17 protein-coding genes are annotated in these 20913 nt (G+C 35.2%); 15 read left to right on the top strand and 2 right to left on the bottom strand.

From position 1 onward, the window contains the following. Positions 1-65: 65 nt before the first annotated feature. From H8718_RS13340 to H8718_RS13320, 5 genes are all read left to right on the top strand, one after another. Positions 66-1778 (top strand): alpha-L-fucosidase, encoded by a 1713-nt coding sequence (locus H8718_RS13340; protein ID WP_249333280.1) that lies wholly within the window; start codon positions 66-68, stop codon positions 1776-1778. An 83-nt stretch (positions 1779-1861) separates the two neighbouring features. Beyond that, positions 1862-2962 (top strand): aminopeptidase, encoded by a 1101-nt coding sequence (locus H8718_RS13335; RefSeq protein WP_177671660.1) that lies wholly within the window; start codon positions 1862-1864, stop codon positions 2960-2962. Positions 2963-3040: 78 nt separating this feature from the next. After that, a complete protein-coding gene (locus H8718_RS13330; RefSeq protein WP_249333279.1) occupies positions 3041-4102 on the top strand; it encodes a sialidase family protein in 1062 nt (353 codons plus the stop codon). A gap of 171 nt (positions 4103-4273) precedes the next feature. After that, positions 4274-4801: a sigma-70 family RNA polymerase sigma factor gene (locus H8718_RS13325; RefSeq protein ID WP_177671658.1), complete on the top strand. Its 528-nt coding sequence runs from the start codon at positions 4274-4276 to the stop codon at positions 4799-4801. Then, complete coding sequence (locus H8718_RS13320) at positions 4798-6279, top strand: hypothetical protein (RefSeq protein ID WP_249333278.1); 1482 nt, start codon at positions 4798-4800, stop codon at positions 6277-6279. The genes H8718_RS13325 and H8718_RS13320 overlap by 4 nt, the downstream gene beginning before the upstream one ends. A gap of 51 nt (positions 6280-6330) precedes the next feature. Here H8718_RS13320 and H8718_RS13315 read toward each other — a convergent pair whose 3' ends face one another. Continuing rightward, a complete protein-coding gene (locus H8718_RS13315) occupies positions 6331-8046 on the bottom strand; it encodes an oleate hydratase (RefSeq protein WP_249333277.1) in 1716 nt (571 codons plus the stop codon). A 187-nt stretch (positions 8047-8233) separates the two neighbouring features. Between H8718_RS13315 and H8718_RS13310 the strand changes: the two genes are divergently transcribed. Next, positions 8234-8476, top strand: coding sequence for a hypothetical protein (locus tag H8718_RS13310; RefSeq protein WP_249333276.1), 243 nt, complete (start codon positions 8234-8236; stop codon positions 8474-8476). On the opposite strand, the gene dhaS is transcribed toward H8718_RS13310, so the two are convergent. Further along, entirely contained in the window at positions 8471-9046 is a 576-nt protein-coding gene (gene dhaS / locus H8718_RS13305; RefSeq protein WP_249333275.1) for a dihydroxyacetone kinase transcriptional activator DhaS, read from the bottom strand. The genes H8718_RS13310 and dhaS overlap by 6 nt on opposite strands. 387 nt (positions 9047-9433) lie before the next feature. On the opposite strand from dhaS, the gene H8718_RS13300 reads away from it, so the two are divergent. From H8718_RS13300 to H8718_RS13260, 9 genes are all read left to right on the top strand, one after another. Further along, positions 9434-10264, top strand: coding sequence for an HAD family hydrolase (locus tag H8718_RS13300; protein WP_249333274.1), 831 nt, complete (start codon positions 9434-9436; stop codon positions 10262-10264). Positions 10265-10502: 238 nt separating this feature from the next. Beyond that, entirely contained in the window at positions 10503-11549 is a 1047-nt protein-coding gene (locus H8718_RS13295) for an ABC transporter ATP-binding protein (protein WP_177671652.1), read from the top strand. Beyond that, positions 11546-12421 (top strand): carbohydrate ABC transporter permease, encoded by an 876-nt coding sequence (locus tag H8718_RS13290; RefSeq protein WP_249333273.1) that lies wholly within the window; start codon positions 11546-11548, stop codon positions 12419-12421. Before H8718_RS13295 ends, H8718_RS13290 begins: the two co-directional genes overlap by 4 nt. Before the next feature lie 8 nt (positions 12422-12429). Next, entirely contained in the window at positions 12430-13248 is an 819-nt protein-coding gene (locus H8718_RS13285) for a carbohydrate ABC transporter permease (RefSeq protein ID WP_177671651.1), read from the top strand. 30 nt (positions 13249-13278) lie between these two features. After that, positions 13279-14607 (top strand): ABC transporter substrate-binding protein, encoded by a 1329-nt coding sequence (locus H8718_RS13280; protein WP_249333272.1) that lies wholly within the window; start codon positions 13279-13281, stop codon positions 14605-14607. 12 nt (positions 14608-14619) lie between these two features. Continuing rightward, complete coding sequence (locus H8718_RS13275) at positions 14620-15870, top strand: alkaline phosphatase family protein (RefSeq protein WP_249333271.1); 1251 nt, start codon at positions 14620-14622, stop codon at positions 15868-15870. A 451-nt stretch (positions 15871-16321) separates the two neighbouring features. Continuing rightward, a complete protein-coding gene (locus H8718_RS13270) occupies positions 16322-17314 on the top strand; it encodes a LacI family DNA-binding transcriptional regulator (protein ID WP_249333270.1) in 993 nt (330 codons plus the stop codon). Positions 17315-17478: 164 nt separating this feature from the next. Continuing rightward, complete coding sequence (locus H8718_RS13265; protein ID WP_249333269.1) at positions 17479-19125, top strand: glycoside hydrolase family 13 protein; 1647 nt, start codon at positions 17479-17481, stop codon at positions 19123-19125. A gap of 115 nt (positions 19126-19240) precedes the next feature. Then, entirely contained in the window at positions 19241-20899 is a 1659-nt protein-coding gene (locus H8718_RS13260; RefSeq protein WP_249333268.1) for a PTS transporter subunit IIBC, read from the top strand. Positions 20900-20913 lie beyond the last annotated feature (14 nt).

Below are 20913 nucleotides of genomic sequence, written 5' to 3'. Positions count from 1 at the left end.
AATTGAATTCTATTATAATATTAATGAAATTTTAAACTACAAACTAAAATGATAGGAGTAATAAGATGTTACATAATCAGTTTGAAGCATTAGGATTAAAGCCATATGGAGCGGTACCTTCTAGAAGACAAATGGATTGGTATCGTAGAGAAGCAACAGCATTTTTTCATTTTGGTGTAAATACATTTACTGATTTAGAGTGGGGAGATGGAACAGAGGCAGAAAAAATGTTTAATCCTACAGAATTAGACTGTAGACAATGGATGCGTGTTATTAAGCAGGCTGGATTTACAACAGCTATCTTAACAGCTAAACATCATGATGGATTTTGTCTATGGCCAAGTGAGTACTCTGAGCACACTATAGCAAAAAGTCCTTATAAAGAGGGAAAAGGGGATGTGGTAAGAGAGTTTGTTGAGGCTTGCCATGAATATGGTATTAAACCGGGTCTTTATCTTTCACCTTGGGATAGACATTCAAAATATTGGGGAACAGATGCATACAATACATATTATAACAATCAATTAACAGAACTTATGACACAGTATGGCAGGATTTATGAATGTTGGTGGGATGGTGCGGGCAGTACAGAAGCTCAGTACGATTGGGGAAGATGGGCATATACAGTTAGAACTCATCAACCAGATTGTATTATTTTTGGATCATTAGGTGCTACAGAATATGTAGAAGCAAGATGGGTAGGAAATGAGAGTGGTTATGCAGGTAATCCTTGTTGGGCAACCATTGACCAGAGTTCATTAGAAATAGAAAATACAGTAGAACTTAATAGCGGGAAAGCTGGTGGTAATCGCTTTATTCCAGCAGAGGTAGATGTATCCATTAGACTAGGTTGGTTTTATCATGAAAATCAAGATGGGGCAGTACGCTCAGCTGAAAACTTAGTAAAATATTGGTTTGAATCAAGTGGTAGAAATGCAGGTATCTTATTAAATTTCCCACCTGATCGCAGAGGCTTAATCCATGAGATTGATACTAAGAATGTTCTTAATGCCGCTACTATACTTCAAAAGACTTTTGCAGTAAATTTATTACAAGGAGCAGAAGTTAGTGCGACAAGTGAAATGAGGCCAATTTGTTCAGCTGATAAGATGCTTTTAAAAGATGAAAATTTATTCTATGCAGCAGATGAAAAGGATCTTACACCAACTATTACTTTTATGGCCCAAGAGCCTATTACCTTTAACTGTTTTGTACTCTCAGAAGTGATTGAGTTAGGACACCGCGTAAGAGGCTATAGGATAGAGGCAAAAGTAAAAGATGAGTGGAAAGTATTAGTAGACAATCAGTGCATTGGATTTAGATGGGCAGAGTACTTTGATACGATTACAACACAGGAAGTTAGAATTGTGATTACAGATGCGGTGGTAGCACCTGTATTACGTAGCTTTGGTGTTTATTATAAACCAGAGGTAGCGTCTGTAACGAAGACAATAGATGAAGTTGTTGACCTTATAGCGCAACCTACTACGCGTCAAAGTGTTAAAGATAATGAATTAGAAATTGAATTTGGAGGTATTTACCCATTTAATACATTAGAGATGAATGGTCAAGGAATGAAAGCTTATGTGCTTTACGCTTTTAATGGCACACAGTATGAAAAAGTATATGAGAGTAAGCATGTAAGCGCACATGAAAAAGCTGCCTTTGAAATGCAAGAAGGAAGCTATAAAGTAAAATTAGTAATAGATATGGAAGAAGGATGTAGTTTAGAAACCCTTATAGATGGGCTAGAAATCAAAATTTATAAGTCTATATAAGTGAGATTTAAGTATTAAAATAAGTTACAGTCTGCTATTAAATATCATGACAATAGCAGGAAGTGATAGATTTAGGAGGAAATATGAGAGACCAAAGAATAACAAAACTTGCACAAAACTTAATTCAGTATTCTGTGCAATTACAACCAGGAGAAAAGCTTTTAATTGACCTTCCAAATGGAGGAGAGGAGATTGCATCAGCACTTGTAGAAGAAGCATACCGTGCGGGCGGTATCCCATTTGTAAATCTAGAATCTGAAGTGATTCGCAAGGCCCTTCTTATGGGGGCTACAAAAGAGCAGTATGAGTATCAGTTAAAGTACGACTTAGAGCGTATGAAAGATATGGATGCTTATATTGCTGTAAGAAGAGTAGATAACCTTTATCAAATGAGTGATGTACCAGCAGATAAGATGAAAATCTATACAGAATATAGTGGACCACTTCACTTAGGAGAAAGATGTAAAAATACAAAGTGGTGTATTTTAGGGTACCCAACCAATAGCTTTGCTCAAATGGCGCATATGAGTACAGCAGCTTTTGAAGACTACTACTTTGATGTATGTACATTAGATTATGCTAAATTCACTGAGCTTATGGAACCTTTAAGATCACTTATGGCTAAAACAGATAAAGTACATATTAAAGCACCAGGTACAGATTTAACGTTCTCTATTAAAGGCTGCTGGGCAGGCATTTGCGGTGGACGCTTTAACATTCCAGATGGAGAAGTAGGACTAGGGGAAATTGTAAAAGACTCAGTTAATGGAACAATTGCTTATAACGTACCATCTCATTACCAAGGCACAGTGTTTACAGATATTAAATTTACCTTTAAGAATGGCAAGATTGTAGAAGCAACAGCTAATGATACAGAAAAACTTAATGCCATTTTAGATACAGATGAAGGTGCACGTTATATTGGAGAATTTTCTATTGGGACAAACCCATTTATGACACACCCTATTTATAATACCCTTTTTGATGAAAAGATGATAGGAAGCTTCCACTTTACACCAGGATGCAACTCTTCTATTCACTGGGATCTTATTCAATCTCATAAGCCAGAATGTGGCGGTGGAGAGATTTGGTTTGATGATGTACTTATTAGAAAAGATGGAGAATTTGTTTTGGATGAGCTCCTTCATCTTAATCAAGAAGCACTTCAAGAAGCTTTAAGCTAATAATAAAGCAGAAGGTATAGAATGCATGAAATAGTTAAATATTCACAAGTGATAAAGAAAAGGAGCTAGGGGAATAAAATGAGTAAGCTCGTGTCAGTCAATATTGAAAACTATAATGAAGGCGGATTTAAAAGTTATAGAATACCAGGTATTGTGATATCAAGTAAAGGTACGATTATTGTGTACTATGAAACCAGACTTTCGGCTTATGATGATTGGAGTGCAATGGGTATAGGAATGAAACGTAGCACGGATCAAGGTAAAACTTTTTCAAAAAGGCAAATGATTGCGATTTCTGAAGACCTTGCAGTGAATAATCCCGTTATGATTGCCTCTCAGGATGGACGCATACATTTTCTTTGGCAAAAAGATTATAGACAGCTTTTTTACCAAGTGAGCACGGATGATGGACTTACTTTCTCAGATCCAGTAAGTATTTTAAATGCTGTAACAGCCTTTAAAGAAGAGTACTGCTGGTCACTCTTTGCGATAGGTCCAGGACATGGCATTGAAATGAGAAATGGCAGATTAGTTGTACCTATATGGCTAGCTCGTGGAGAAGGAAATAATCACTATCCAACACAGGTAAGTACCCTTATCAGTGATGATGGAGGCACAACTTGGGAGCGTGGTGAAATCATTTACAGTAGTGAAAACTGGGGAGATGATTTCTTCTGGGTGAATGAGTCACAAGTTGTAGAACTTTCAGATGGGAGTGTCTTAATCAATATGAGGCATAACGGTATTAATCGTTACCGTTATATAGCCATCTCACCAAATGGTAAGGACCACTTTAGCACACCAGTTCCAGATAAACAACTTCCGGATGCTATTTGCTTTGGAAGTATTGTAAGAGATAAGGATGGTAAAATTTTATTTGTAAACTGCGCTAATAATGAAGAGATGAGAGGAAATGGCTGGCCTAAACGTATTCATCTCACTGTAAAAATGAGCTATGATGATGCAAAGACTTGGCAATATGCGAAACAAATTGCAGAAGTTGGGGGATACGCAGATATTGCGACTTCACCAGATGGCAAGACTTATTATTGCTTCTTTGAAGATGGGAATCCACCAGAAAATGAAGAACCAGCAAGATTAACTTTAGCCATATTTGGAGAAGCGTATTTGATCGATTAAAGCTTAGAATAGAAAGAAAAGAACCTACTTAATCTGAGAGATGATGAAGTAGGTTCTTTTTAAAATAAATTTAATAAATGTAACCAATATGAGTAGTGATGGATAAAAATATTTAAAATGTGTTACAATTTTAAAATTGATTGTGTCTAAGGGGAGAAAGGGGGATAGGAGATGGAAAGTATTATAGAGATTGAACAACAAGAAATCGTAGAAATTGAGAGAATGATGAGAGAGTATGGTGATTCACTTTTACGAATGTGTATCATTTACTTGAAAGATAGAGCATTAGCAGAAGATGCAGTACAAGAAACCTTTATTAAAGTCTATCAGAAATATTATACTTTTAATCAAATATCAGAGGAAAAGACATGGATTATGCGTATTGCTATTAATGTTTGTAAAAATTATATGCGTACAAGTTGGTTTAAAAGAGTTAAGACTGGTTTAGATTTAGAAACGATTTCTAAAGAGCGTATAGACCAGAATTTTATTGAAAGAGAGAGGCAAAAACAAATTTTAAGTGAGATTGCCGAATTAGAACGTAAATATAAAGAAGTCATTCTCCTTTACTATTATCAAGAAATGTCTACAAAAGAGATTGCAAGCATTTTACATATTAAAGAAGGCACAGTAAGAGTGAGGCTACAGAGGGCAAGGCAAAAGTTAAGTGTACAATTAGAGGAGGGTGAGAAGTTATGAAAGAAGCTTATAATCTAAAAAAGGTTATAGATAAGCAACTCAAAGAAGTGCATCTTAACGCACAGCTTGAAGAGTCTATAAAAGCCAAGTGTCTAGATAGGAGTACGCAGGCAAGAAAGAAAATATATAGCGTACCTAAAGCTTTAGCACATGTGGCACTATGGATAATAGGTATCCTATTTGTCTTTTCAGGAACTGCCTATGCCATAAACCATGTAGAAGGCTTTAGTATGTTTATAGGAGAGAAGGTACTCAAAAATATAGCTCCTCATGTACAGACTATTAATAAAGAGGATCATCAAAAAGAAGTTAAAATGGTTGTAGAAGCAGCTATAGCAGATCATTACAATTCTCTTCTTGTTTTTAGTTTTATTAATGAAGGTGAAAAACCCTGGACAGAGGGGGTTAAAGTAGGAGAGTGGGATGATTCATGGTCACAATCAGGCAAATATGGACCGCCTATTCTTTCGGAGGATGGCAGGAAACTGACTTATTATGTGGAAAGTAGTGGAAATGAAGATATACTAGAAGGTAAAAAGTTTATACTAAAAGCAAGTAATATCATTCAATCAGTAGAAGTGGAAGAAGAAATTGATATACCGTTAGGTGATTTATTTCAGGCACATAACACGGTACTCGATACAATAGATTATGATTATCCACCCCATAGTAAATATCTTTATATGAAATTAGATAGGTTATTACACAGAGAAATAGGTGATTCTCAAAGAATTGTATTAAGAGAAGAGCCACTTGTGACTTTTGAGTATGTAGGGTTAATTCAAGACTCAAGGCTTGAAAATCCTATGAATCCAGATGGAGGTTTAACCCTTTATACAAGAAATGCAAGTGATAAATATTGGACAGGGACAAGTCATGATTATGTCATAGGAACTATTTCAGAAATAACAGATATACGAACAGGTAAGGTCTATACGGCACATCAAAGAAGTATAAATTATGATATGGCAACTTTATGGAGAGGAAGCCTAGGGACAAGTCAGTTTAGTGAGATCATGGACCCAGCTGATATACCTTATCTAAAAGCTACAAAAGTAACTTATGAGGTGCAGGAAGTCCTTACAAAACAAGACTGGAAAGTGGAATTTGATGTGCAAGATACAACGACCATAGAGCCTATTCAGCTTAATTTAGGTTTTGCTGCAAATGGAGAATCGATTCAGATTCAGCAGATGAATATATCCGTAATGGGGATTACCTTAACAGGAACAAAAACAGGAAGGCCAAAAGATCCTAAGAAGGATTCAATCTATGAACAGATAAAAGTAGAGATGCATATGCAAGATGGTAGTATCATTCCATTTATAAATAGTGATACGACTAGTAGTAAAGATAAGTTTAAAGCTACCTGTGTAGTTTTAGATGATAAACATGATAGGGTGTTCTTAGACATAGAGAAGATAGACAAAATCTTTATTAATGGAGAGCAGGTATGGTCTGCATCACCAAGTATGTAAAAAGAGTGTTCACTTAGCAAAAGTGAACACTCTTTTTTAGCTAGTCATAGCTTAACTATAAGATTTTTTTAATGCTTTAAGGAGGACTTTTTTATCCTTTTTATAAGGGGTAACAGGGCAAATGGTTTTATCTGTAACACCCATTAATTTATAAATAGCCATACGTGCTGCACGGACAGAATACTCTTCAGTAAAGACCATATCTTCAGGAATTTCAACGAATTGGCTAATCATAGCAAAGTTGGTTGAACCTTGTGGAATGACTTGTGGGCGGTCTGTCATTTTACGAGGTTGGAATTGAGCGTCAATATAAGGCATCATACAAGGAACAACATTCACGACATCTGCCATAATCTCATCTAAATGATCTTCCCAGTGGAAGTGATGAATAAGCTCTGTAAGGATTTCTTCACCTGTACAATCACGCATAGCTTTTTTTACATAGTTGCCTGTTTTATCTGTATATAGGCCATAGCCCCAGAAGATAGTTGTATCAGCTGGTTGATTTTTAAAGTGTGGCTGTGCTGCAACGACAATACTCATAAGCCAGTTAGAATCCTTGAAGGTCATAAGGGCACCACTTCCAGGAATATTGCCTGAGAATTGTTCAATCATTTTAAGAAGTTTATTACCTTTGCAAGTTACAGTAAAGCTTTCCCAGTTGGTTTCATCTGGATGCCCAAAGAAAGGTTCAGGATTGCCAAGCCCTTCTCTCTTAGCAGCCACTTTGGCCCAAAGGTCACCAGAGATAGGGTTTGTTGGGTTATAAGGGGCTGGTGTATACATATCGCCAAGGGTTGCACTATCTGTCATACAGCCGTTAGTCATAATGCAAAGGTCTTGGTCTTGTAACGTAATAATTTCTTCGCCTTCACTTGTCTCAAGGTGAATAGCAGTTACAGTAATAGAGCGGCCTTCTTTAAAATCAAGGTCTGTTACCGTAGCATTAGTATGGAAGTTCACACCATAGCCTTCTAAGTAAGTGCGTAGTGGTAAAATGACAGAGTCATATTGGTTATAAGGTGTACGTGTAACCCCTTCAAGTGTTTCAATACGTGAGAATTCAAAAATCATACGTTCCATATAGCGTTTGAATTCAAAGAGACTAGACCATTTTTGGAAGGCAAAAGTAGTTTGCCACATATACCAGAAGTTGGTTGTAAAGAAATGAGGACTTTCTGCAAACCATTCTTCAATGGTCATATCATCAAGAGTTTCTTCTGGCGTAATCATAAGTTTACCAAGAAGAAGACGGTCTTGTGTATCAAAGCCCATACTTGTTACATCTTGAATTACACCTTCTTTATCAATAAGACGTGCCTGTGCATGAGTTGGATGTAAGTGGTCAAAGTTTAGAATTTCTTCTGTAACACTCATGCCTGGCATATCAAGAGAAGGAATAGAAGAGAAAAGCTCCCAGAAGTTTTCGTAAGTCTCTTCGTTAAGCATACGACCACCACGGCATACAAAGCCGTTTGTTACATTACCAGCCCCATCGTTGCTGCCGCCAAGTATATTCATACCTTCAAAGATGTGAATGTTACTTCCTGGGAATTTACAGTCGCGAATAAGATAAGCAGCACCTGCTAAAGAAGCAAGACCACCACCTACAAAGTACACTTGTCTGTCACTATGGTCAGGATAGTTGCTAAGAAGAGGTGTCATTTTATGTGTGTTTTTTTTCTTATTAGTATGATGCATGGCAAAAGCCGCAGCACCTGTAATAGCACCTACAGTTAAAAGAGCGCCTAAATGATTTTTTTTCATATGAAATACCCCCGATTCTTTAAGTTGTTAAGCTGTTTATAGGCCTAGTATATAGAAGGTTAAGAAAGTTGTAATTAGACAAAAAGGAGAATTTGTATAAGAACTAGACAAAAGTGAAAATGTGTATATATATCTTCAAGCTATATAGGCCTAAACTAAGTTTAAATGAAAGAAAGGGGATTATAAGATGAGTTTGGAGACAAAATTAAAGCAGGTTACGCTTAGTGTGTCTCTTCGCCATTTATTGAGAAATAAGGCGAAATCTAAAGAGCGTACCTGCCGTAATATGATTGAGTTAGGGAAAGGATTAAGTAAAGTTACACCTTCAGAAGGTGAGCTAAGTAGACTCTATCAAGAGCTTTTAAAAATGATAGATGAAAAAGATGAAGATGAGCTTAAAAAATGGATGATAGGTGTTTTTAAGCTATAGAAGCCTTTCGTGTTCTTTAATATAGAAATTATAGCCAAGCTGTTCACTGTGGCGTGCAAGTTTTTTAAAGTTCTTAGCAACCTCTTCGGGTGGCTGTTTCATATTGGACTGAACCCAAGAAAGAATAACACCACAAATGCCATAAGCATAGAATTCTGAGAAAAACTGCTTTTGCTGTGCCTGTACTTTATGCTGGGTATCTAAAGCATTAATAGCTTCTGTAAAGAGGGTGGCAGTAATTTCTAAAAGATAGTCCATAAAATAGCGGCTGTCATGCTTGATGGTATGACAATAAAACGTCTGATCCTTCTTCATAATATTTAATAGAAGAAGGATTTTTTGATCCCAATTTTCAAAAGTAATATCTTCTACTACAAAAGCAAAGCCTTCTGTATAGTAAATCCAAGTAAGGAGCTCATATTTATCTTGAAAGTGATAATAAAAAGTTTGCCTGTTAAGCCCACAGGCTTTTGTAAGGTCTGCTATTGAAATTTTATCAAAAGGTTTCTCGAGAATGAGGCTTTTAAGTGCTGTAGCAATAGCTTTTTTGGTAATAAGTGATTCTGACATAGGCCCCTCCTTTGTAAGTTAATATGAAAATACTATAGCAGATTCTATTGCGGCCTATCAAGTTCCACTAGAGATTTTTCGCTAAACATAATGGTTATGGCATAGACATGTTCATAGTTGTGCTTTTCATAGACCTCAGGCTTATAAAAATGCTCTAGAGTGTAAGAGCTAACTACATTTTGAGAAGTTAGTATTTGCATAACCAGTGGGATTTCTTTTCTAAAATAGAAATTGTTAAGTTTATAAGACTATTTGTTAAAAAACAACTTACAAAGTTAAATCGAGTTTAAATATATTGTCATACTTAAAAGAATATTATAACGTATTAGATATAAAAGTTTAAATAGAAATATAAAAAGATTAGATTAAAGAAGAGGTATAAAAAAGATGGACAATATTAAAGTGATTATATGTGATTTAGATGGAACCTTATATCAAGACAGGCAATATTATAAACGATTTATTTCTCATCTTTTGAAAGAAAGTGTATTTGAAGAGTTTGAAGCGCTTATTCAAGCAAAAGCTGATGCTATCATAGAAGGTAAGGATAAGTTTTTATTAGGGCATCTTTATGATAGGACAATGGACTTAACAGGTAAAACATTAGAAGAGAGATTAGATATTGAACCTATTGTAAATATAGATGGACATTTTGAAAACTATTTAGATAGAAAGTATGGATTCATAGGGGATGGATGGAGTATAGTCTTTATGCTTGCTAGCCAATTAGGCATAGCAAAAGAAGTAGTAGATAGAGCCTTTGCTAAGGTAAGAGAAGAAATGCTTATGCCTGAGTATGCTATAGAGGTCAATGAGCAACTTGTGCAGGTTCTAGGTGAACTTGCTAAGTACACAGAGGGGATGTATATGATGACGAATACAGCTAGGCCAGAAGCAATCGATTTTACCAAGTATATTAACTTAGAGGATAAATTTAACATCATTCACTATGGGGCAGATAAGCCTTTTGGTCTTATGGAGCACTTACCAGGCATCCTTAAAAATCATCATATAGAGGGTTCAGAAATATTAGCTATTGGGGACCATGGCTATAATGACCTTTATCCTGTTAAAGCTATTGGAGGTCATACCATTTTAACTTCCCCTTATGATATTCATGATCATGTAGATTGGTCAGTACGTGTTCATACATTAGAACAATTAAGAGAGCAGTTAGAAGAAGTTTTAGTCTACTGCAAGAAGAGAGAAAGTGCTTAATGATAATGGCATGATGTCAAGTTCATGAGATATAAAAGGAAGAGAGAAAGTTTTGATGAGGACTATTTACAAAGAGATAGTCCTCGTTTTGATTTATGAGTCAAAACTCTATTTATCATAAATTTAATATAAAAAAACAATTATTTAACCTAAAGTTCCTCAGAGTTTAATAAAACCTCTTTAAAATAGGCCTTGTAACAGCAGAAGAGAATAAAGTTAGACCAATAAGGGAGGACTTATGTCAGAGATTTGTTTAAAGAATATAAGAAAGACTTATGAGAACGGAACAACCGTTATTGAAAATCTAAATTTAAAAATTGAGTCAGGTAGCTTTACAGTATTAGTAGGGCCTTCTGGGTGTGGCAAATCAACTACATTAAGGATGATCGCGGGCTTAGAAGATACAACAGATGGAGAAATTTATATTGATGGCAAACTGATGAATCATGTAGAGCCAGGAGATAGGGATATTGCTATGGTATTTCAAAACTATGCTTTATATCCGACTATGACGGTGAAAGGCAATATTGAGTTTGGTCTTATTAATGCCAAAGTACCTAAGGCAGAGAGAGAACGTCTTATTGAAGAAATCGCAGGCATTGTGGATTTAACAGAACATCTTCATAAAAAACCTTCCCAACTATCTGGTGGGCAAAGACAACGTGTAGCCTTGGCAAGAGCCATGGTGAAGAAGCCAAAAGTATTCTTAATGGATGAACCTTTAAGTAATTTAGATGCTAAATTACGTAATCAAATGCGATCAGAGCTTATTGAGCTTCATCATAAATTAGGAGTGACTTTTGTATATGTAACGCATGACCAAGTAGAAGCCTTATCTATGGCAACAGATATTGTACTCATGGAAAAAGGTGTGATTAGACAGCACAGTACACCTCATGAAATCTATGCATCTCCTCAAAATATTTTTACAGCACAATTTATTGGGACACCGGAGATGAATATCTTAACAAGAGACAAGGTTAACAAATGTCTAGAGCTACAACCAGAAGTAGGCTATATAGGTTTTAGGCCTTCTAAAGTGAAAATCTATGAAGAAGGCGATGAGACAAAAGAAAAGTTCGTATTTAAGGGTTCTGTTTTAACAAGAGAGATGCTTGGTTCAGAAGTTATTTACCGTATCCAAACTAAGATGGGTGTTATAGCCATTAAGGTATTTAATGATGTAGAACTTGAAATAGAAGATGAAGTAAAGCTTTCTCTTGCTTATAAACATATGTATGGATTTGACTACAATAAAGATAGAATTCAGGGGAGTATATTATGAAAAAAGCTATTAAGACTCTGAAGCCTTATTTATTTGTGGCACCGGCACTTATCGTTTTTATTGTGTTTTCTATTTATCCTATTTTAAATACTATTTTCCTTAGTTTTTATGAATGGGATATGATTTCACCTACTAAAGAATTTGTAGGTATTAAAAACTATCAAACTTTATTTAGAGATGTAAAGTTTTATCAAACCCTATCCAATACCTTTGTGTATATGCTATTAACGGTTGGATTAGGTGTGATTTTAGCTATAGCCTTAGCTTTATTTTTAAGGAAGGATACACGCATTAATAAATTTATGCAAAATCTCATTTTTACACCTTATATTGTATCCCTTGCCTCTATTTCATTCTTATGGATGTGGCTTATGAATAATGACTTTGGACTACTTAACTATCTTTTATCCCTAGTGGGGGTAGGACCTATAGATTGGCTAGGTAATCCTAAAGTGGCCTTAATCTCACTTGTAATTATTTCTGTATGGAAGACGCTAGGGTACAATACGCTTATTATTTTATCAGCCCTTCAAAGTATACCAAAGCATTTGTATGAAGCGGCATCTTTGGATAAAGCAACTAAAAGGCAAACCTTCTTTAAAATTACCTTGCCTATGATTTCGCCTACACTCTTTTTCTTAACCATTGTAAGTATTATTGCCTCATTTAAAGTTTTTGAGACTATTCAAATCATTACAAATGGAGGGCCTCAAAATAGTACCAATACTCTTGTGTATTCCATTTATGAATATGGATTCCAGTTCTATAAGATTGGGTATGCATCAACCATTGGTGTGGTACTCCTTGTAATTATCTCCATTTTTACAATCATTTACTTTAAGTTACTTTCTAAGAAAGTTCATTACCAATAGGAGGCAGTATGAAAAGGATTAAACAACTTCCAAGATTTATGGTGACAGTGATTTTATTTCTCATATTTTTCTTTCCGTTTTATTGGATGTTTATCACATCTGTCAAAACTTTAGGGGAGACTGTTATTTTCCCACCGAGTATGTGGCCAGAAGTTTTTCAGTGGCAAAACTTCCAGCAAGCTTTTAATTCTATACCTTTTATGCATTATCTTAAGAACAGTATCATCATTACAATAAGTGTACTTGTTTTACAAATGCTTACCATTGTTCCAGCAGCTTATGCCTTTGCTAGGTATGAGTTTAAAGGGGATAAACTTATCTTTGGGATTATTATGATTACTATGATGATTCCAGGACAGCTTGTTTTCCTACCTTTATTCGTTATGTTTTCTAATATGGGACTTATTAATAAATTGCCAAGTCTTATTTTACCGTTTGCTTCTAGTGCCTTTGGCATCTTTATGTTAAGGCAAACTTTTAAACAAGTTCCAAAAGAGCTGATTGAAGCAGCTAAACTAGATAAGGCAGGGGAGTTTAAAATCATTACTAAAATTATGCTACCTCTTGCTAGACCGACTCTTACAACGTTAGCTTTATTAACCTTTATTAGTACATGGAATGATTATTTCTGGCCTTTAACGTTAACTACAAACGATAGTGTTAGAACATTACCAGTAGGAATTGCTTCCTTAAGACAGATTGAAAGTGGTGTAAACTATCATATTTTAATGGCAGGTAATGTCATGCTGGTTATACCGATTTTAATTGCATTCCTATTTGCACAAAAACAAATTATTAAAGCTTTTACCTATTTAGGGGATAAATAAAATTTGAATACTCATAAAAGGAGAATGAAAATGAATAAAAATCTTTTTAGAAAAATGTTAGGTGCTTCACTTATTGCTATGATTTCTATAAATACAGTAGGATGTGCATCAGGCCAGGCCGCTGAGGCACAAAGTAGTGTGAAAGATACCCAGAAAGGAAGCAATCAGGAAGGTGAAATGATTGAATTAGAATTTTGGTACTCTTGGCAAGATAAAGTAGCTGAAAATAACCAAGAACTTACTGAAAAATTTAATGAAACCGTTGGCAAAGAAAATAATATTCGTATTACAGCTGAATACCAAGGTAGCTATGATGAATTACATACAAAACTTAAAAGTGCTTTCATTGCCAATGAACAACCAGCTATTTCTGTAATGGAGATTGCCAGTATTAAAAGCTTTGCTGATGCAGGCATGATTGAACCTTTAGAGAACTATATTAGTGATGAAAAAGAAAGCAATTTCTTGCCTGGATTAATGGATAATTCTTATGTAGATGGTAAGCTCTATGGCGTACCTTACTTAAGAAGTACACCTATTTTCTACTATAACAAAACGTTATTTGATCAGGCAGGCATTACCAGTGCACCAACCAATTGGGAAGAGCTTGCAAGTACTTCCAAACAACTTGAAAGTATTGGTGTAAAAGGTTTTGGATTCCTTAATGATATTTGGCATTTTGAAGCATACACACAAGGTAATGGTGGAAATATAGTGAATGCAGATGAAACAGAAGCTATCTTTAACCAAGAACCCGCAGTTGAGGCTGTAGAGTTCTTAAAAGAAGGTATAGAAAAATATAACTTTAAATATTATAGTGGTAACAATGCAAGTGATACACGTACAACTGAAATTATGAATCAAAAAATTGGTATGTGGGTGGACTCTACAGGATCTCTTAATAATACGTTAGATATTGCGGGGCAAAATGGTTATGAAATTGGTACAGCTTTTATCCCATGTGGCAAAGAATATAGCGTACCAACAGGGGGATGTAATATTGTTATGACTTCTAAATTAACCGATGAAGAAAAAGAGGCAGCAGCACTTTTTATTAACTTTATGACAGAAGAAGAACAAGTAGTGTATTCACATAAGAAAACAGGTTATCTTCCAACAACGATTAGTTCAACAACTCATCCAGAAATTGAAGCTTTATATGAAAGCACACCACAATTTAAAGTGGCTGTAGATCAATTACAATATGGTCATGGACGTCCTATGAATAAAGCATATGGTGAAGCCTATAATGTGTATATTAATGCTTTAGATCAGATCTTTACAACGGATGTAAAGGTGCAAGATACATTAGACAAGGCAGCTATGGAAGCAACAAAATTATTACAAGAAAGCAAATAGGAGAATGAATAGATGAGAAAATTAGTGGTAATCAGTGTAGACTCTTTATTTACAAGTGACTTAGAAGTGGTGAAAGACTTACCAGGTTTTAAAGAAATACTAGAAGACAGTGTTGTTGTGAAAAATATAGAGTGTATTTATCCAACACTAACTTATCCATGTCATGCTACGATTATGACAGGTCATTATCCAGAGGGGCATGGTATTCATCATAATGAAATTTTAGATCCCGAGCATTATAATGAAAATTGGTATTGGTACTATAAAGATTTAAAGGTTAAAACAATCTTTGATTATGCTAAAGAAAAGGGCCTTACAACATCAGCAGTGCTATGGCCGGTAACAGCTGATGCACCTATAGATTATCTTATTCCTGAGATCTGGGCGCCAGAGTATGATGCAGCGAATAAAAGAATTGTAGAAACAACATCATCTCTTATGGAAGAGATTTACGAGCATCATAAAGGGTTACTTAATTGGAAGAAAAATCCTAATCTTGACCAGTTTGGAGAAGCTTGTTTATTAGAGATTGTAGACCGTTATACACCAGATGTACTCTTTTTGCATCAGGCAAGTCTAGATCATGCAAGACACGCGGCAGGTACTCAGGCTGAATTAGTAAGTGAGGCGCAAAGACTGCATGGACAGTGGATTCAAAATATAATAGACCTCTACAAACGTAAAGGCCTATTTGAAGATACAACTTTTGTTGTACTAGGAGATCATGGTCAGCTAGATATACAAAGTGTCATCAGTATCAATGAAATGCTAAGACGTGCAGGCTTAATTAAGACAGATGGAGCGGGCAATGTATTAGAGTATGAGGCCTATATGCAGTCAGCTGGTATCTCAGGACATTTATACATAGTAAATCAAGAAGCAGAAATTAAAGCTTTAGAAGTAATGGAAGAAGCTAAGAAGTTAGGTTATATTGAAGCCATCTTCAATAAAGAAGAGGCTAAAGCACTTCATCTTACAGGAGACTTTGAATACGTAGTAGAAGGTAGTGCAGGTATATCCATATCTAATCAAGTAGACTGTGAGGTGGCACAAGATGTAGATACAGAAGACTACAAGTATTCAAAGGCTACCCATGGACACCTTCCTGTAAAAGGAGATAAGCCACCTTTCATTATTTACAATTCTAAACGCCCAGCCAAGGTTATAGAATCTGGTAAGCTAGTAGATGAATTCCCAACTTTAATGAAGTTATTAGGGTTAGAGTTACCAGAAGGATTAGAAGGCAAGGCATTTATAGATTAAATCTTTAGGGAGCATTAGTGTTATGAGCACTGGTGCTTTTTTTTAGCTATATTATAAAATGATTCATATAAATATAAGCATTAAGATATAACTATATGAAAACTTGGATTACTCAGTAATAAACTCCATAAAATTTATAACAAGGGAGTTAAAAAAGATGAAATTAATCGATTAGAAATTGCTGATTATAGAGAAAGTCTAGAGCAAGTATGTGAACCGTACGACGACACGCCTAGCTTAAAATTTCTTTGGGATGGGGGCAATGTGCCTGGAGACAAAAATATGCTTAGGACCAAGTCAAAAGAATAGTATAGTAGTATTTAGAGTATTTTTATATGACTCATAGAGATTATACAACTGAGTTAATAGATTTATTGCTACAGGCTATGATTTTCTTTTTAAAAAAGGTATGATAAAGAAAATGTATAGTACTGGCAAAGGAGTTATAAGCATGAAGGTTACGATTCGAGATGTAGCAAAGGAAGCAGGGGTATCACCTTCTACTGTTTCAAGAGTGTTATCAAATAATGAGCGTATTAGTCAAGAAACAAAGCAAAAGGTAAAAGAGGCAATCAAGAAGCTAAACTTTAAACCTAATGCCATTGCAAGAAGTTTGGCGAATAATAAAACACACATATTAGGTATTATTTTACCTAATGAAATTGAAAATACTTTTGCAAATCCATTTTTTATTCAAGTTATGCAGGGTATTAGTTTATATGCTACGCAGCATCATTATTACTTAATGTATGCTGTAGCCAAGGATAAAAAGGATGAGCTTAAGTATGTCAAAGATTTTACTTTGAATGGGCGAGTAGATGGGATTGTCATTTTAAAAGCTGAATCACAAGACCATACCATAGAACTTTTAAAAGAAATGAATTTTCCCTTTGTAGTCATTGGTCATCCAGAAGATACGGATACTACTTTATGGGTAGATAACGATAATGAGAGTGCTACATATCAGGTAGTAGATGAACTAATCAAAAGTGGACATAAGCATATTGGTTTTATAGGCGCCAAAATAGACTGGGTGGTTTCTAAAGATCGGCTGGAAGGTTATAAAAAAGCACTTAGAGATAATCAAATAGTATATGATGAAGCACTCGTCTATCATGGAACAGGTTTTGATGAGAGAACTGGGGAGGAAGGGGCTAAGGTCTTACTTTCTAAAAAAGAGTTGACAGCTATTCTAACTACTGATGACCTTATAGCAGTAGGGGTTAATCTATACTGCAATGAAAATGGGAAAGATGGAAAAGTACTTATTGGGTTTAACAATACAGTAATAGGCCAGTATCAAAATCCACCTATTTCTTCCATAGATATTCAAGCTGTAAAATTAGGATGGTATGCAAGTAAGCTACTCATTAATCAATTAGAAGGAAAAGAGCAAAAAAATAAGCATTATATAGTAGAAACTGAATGGATTAAAAGAAAATAGAATAAAAAGAATGAAACCGGTTGCATGAATGTAGCAAAATGAGTATAATAAAAATACGATATCAAATTGCACAAAACAACCGGTTAATTTACTATAAATATGGTCATTATAAACATATATTTTTTTAGAGATTTATGCAAACGGTTGCACTGAAAGGAGACATCATGGACTGGAAGAAGGAAGCGATAGGTTATCAAATATACCCACGCAGTTTCATGGATTCTAATGGAGATGGTATAGGTGATTTAAGAGGGATCATTTCTAAGCTAGATTATCTGAAAGATTTAGGTATAGACGTTATTTGGATTTGTCCAATGTACAAATCGCCAAATGATGATAACGGTTACGATATTAGTGATTATGAAGAAATTCTTGATGAGTTTGGCACAATGGAAGACTTTGATGAACTTCTCAATGAGGTACATGGAAGAGGTATGAAGCTTATCATAGATTTAGTTATCAATCATACATCAGATGAGCATGAGTGGTTCTTAGAATCACGTACTTCAAAGGATAGTAAGAAACGTGATTGGTACATTTGGAGAGAAGGTAAGGATGGACAAGAGCCAAATAACTGGGAGAGTATTTTTAGCGGCTCAGTTTGGGAATATGATGAGGTAACGGATGAGTACTTCATGCACCTCTTTAGCAAAAGACAACCTGATTTGAACTGGGAGAATAAGGAAGTTAGAAGAGCTTTATATGATATGATTAATGGCTGGTTAGATAAGGGTATAGATGGTTTTCGAGTAGATGCTATTAGCCATATCAAAAAAGAAGAAGGATTAAAGGATTTAGATAATCCAAAAGGACTTAAATATGTCTCTTCTTTTAGTAAGCATATGAATGTAAAAGGTATACACACTTATTTGCAGGAGTTGAAGGAGAACACTTTTGATAAGTACGATATTATGACTGTAGGCGAGGCCAATGGTGTAAGTGCCAAGGAAAGTCATCTATGGGTAGGTGAAAAGGAAGGGAAGTTCGATATGATCTTCCAATTCGAACATCTAGAGTTATGGGATAAAGAAGGTGTAGAAGATTTAGATGTTATCACGTTTAAGAAGACGCTTTCAAAGTGGCAAGATGCGCTGTATAACAGAGGGTGGAATGCCTTATTCATTGAAAATCATGATATTACAAGAGCAGTATCCAAATGGGGAAATGATAAAAACTATTGGCTAGAAAGTGCTAAAGCTTTAGGGCTTATGTATTTTATGCAACAAGGCACCCCTTTTATTTACCAAGGACAGGAAATTGGTATGACCAACGTAGCTTTTGATAGCATAGAAGCTTACAATGATGTATCTTCTGTCAATAAATACAATGAAATGATTGCAGAAGGTGTACAGGAGTCTGAAGCACTGAAATTTATGTGGAACTGTTCAAGGGATAATGCAAGAACGCCAATGCAATGGGATGGGAGCGTAAATGCTGGATTTACTACAGGCATACCTTGGATAGGTATAAATCCTAACTATGTTACTATTAATGTAAAAGCTCAGCAAGAAGATAAAGATTCTATTTTGAATTTCTATAAAGAGATGATCAAAATTAGAAAATCAAACAAAACCTTAGTTTATGGTAAATATCAATTAATCTGGGAGGAGCATCCTAAGGTTTATGCTTATACACGTGGAGAAGAAGATGAAAAGTATTTAGTACTTTGTAACTTAACAGACCAAGTGGCAACACTTAACGGAGAGATTTTGGAGGTAGAAGACTTACTATTAGCTAATTATAAAGTAGAAGAATTTAAGCAGTATACTACATTACGTCCTTATGAAGCAAGACTTTATAAATTGAAGTAATCCCTCATACATGTATATAAAGTCATTTTAGAAAATATAAGAAGAGGTGATTTTAAAGGCATAAGTATAAATCATTTAAAAAGAGAAGAGAGTAGGAAGAGAGCGAGGTATTGACATGAAGGATAAGAAGGTATTTTCATTCGAATTTTGGCAAAAATTTGGTAAAGCATTACTCGTTGTAATTGCTGTAATGCCAGCAGCAGGGATTATGATCTCAATTGGTAAATTAATTGGTATGAATTTTGATGCAGGATTTTTACAAGCAGTAGCAAGAGTCATGGAAGACATTGGTTGGGCTATTATTGGCAATTTACATATTCTGTTTGCAGTTGCCATTGGTGGGTCTTGGGCAAATGACAGAGCTGGTGGTGCATTTGCAGCACTGTTAACCTTTGTTTTAACAAATCGTATTACAGGGGCTATTTTTGGTGTAAGTAGTGCAATGTTAAGTGATAGTAGTGCAACAGTAACAAGTCTTCTTGGACAAGCGTTAACAGTTCCAGATTACTTTACATCTATCCTAGGTGCACCAGCCTTAAATATGGGGGTATTTATCGGTATTATTTCAGGTTTCTTAGGAGCTTATTTGTATAATAAATATTATAACTTTAATAAATTACCAAAGGCACTTGCCTTCTTTAATGGAAAACGTTTTGTACCTTTTATGGTTATTTTAGGGTCTACAGTAATGGCGGTAGCTTTATCTGTGATTTGGCCATTTATTCAAGGTTCTTTAAATAGTTTTGGGCAATGGTTAGCAGCTTCAAAAGATACAGCGCCAGTTGTAGCACCATTTGTTTATGGAACCTTAGAAAGATTACTTCTACCATTTGGTCTTCACCATATGTTAACTGTGCCTGTTAATTACACAGAGTTAGGTGGCTTATACACTATGTTAACAGGGCCAGCGGCAGGACAAGTTGTAGCAGGACAAGACCCACTATGGCTTGCATGGATTACAGACCTTAATAATTTAAAAGCTGCAGGAGATATGGTAGGCTATAGCAATTTAATTGAGGCAGTTACACCAGCACGTTTTAAAGTAGGACAAGTTATTTTATCCTCAGCTTCTCTCCTTGGGGTAGCCTTTGCAATGTATAAAAATGTAGATAAAGATAAAAGATCAAAATACAAAACCATTTTCTTATCCGCTATTTTAGCCGTATTTTTAACAGGTGTTACAGAACCAATTGAATTTATGTTTATGTTTGTATCACCTATCTTATATGTAGCTTATGCCATCTTAACTGGACTTGCATTTGCTTTAGCGGATTTGATAAACTTAAGAGTACATTCATTTGGAGCAGTTGAACTCTTAACACGTATACCAATGATGGTTAATGCAGGTATTGGTATGGACCTTGTGAATTTTGGGATTAGTTGTATTGTATTCTTCTTCTTAAACTTTGGTGTATTTGGCTTCTTAATTAAGAAGTTTAATATTGCTACCCCAGGACGATGTGGTAACTATATTGATGATGAAAGTGAAGAAGCAGAAGGAAATACTAAGAAAGTGGCATCAACTTATCAAAAAGCATCTCAAGCTACAAGAGCCATTGAACTTTTAGGTGGCGCGGATAATATTGTTGATGTAGATGCTTGTATAACGAGACTTAGAGTAACTGTTAAGGATGTAAGTTTAGTAGGTGACCTAAGTGCATGGAAACAAAATGGTGCTATCGGTCTTGTATGTAAAAACAATGGTGTCCAAGCTATTTATGGTCCACAAGTGGATGTGCTTAAATCAGAAGTTCAAGATTTGTTAGGAAAATAAGTAGGAGATTAAAG

It is taken from the genome of Zhenhengia yiwuensis (assembly GCF_014384995.1).
GTDB classification, from domain to species: domain Bacteria; phylum Bacillota; class Clostridia; order Lachnospirales; family Cellulosilyticaceae; genus Zhenhengia; species Zhenhengia yiwuensis.
Note: the sequence above shows the minus strand (reverse complement) of the source record. Positions and strands in the feature narration are given on the sequence as shown.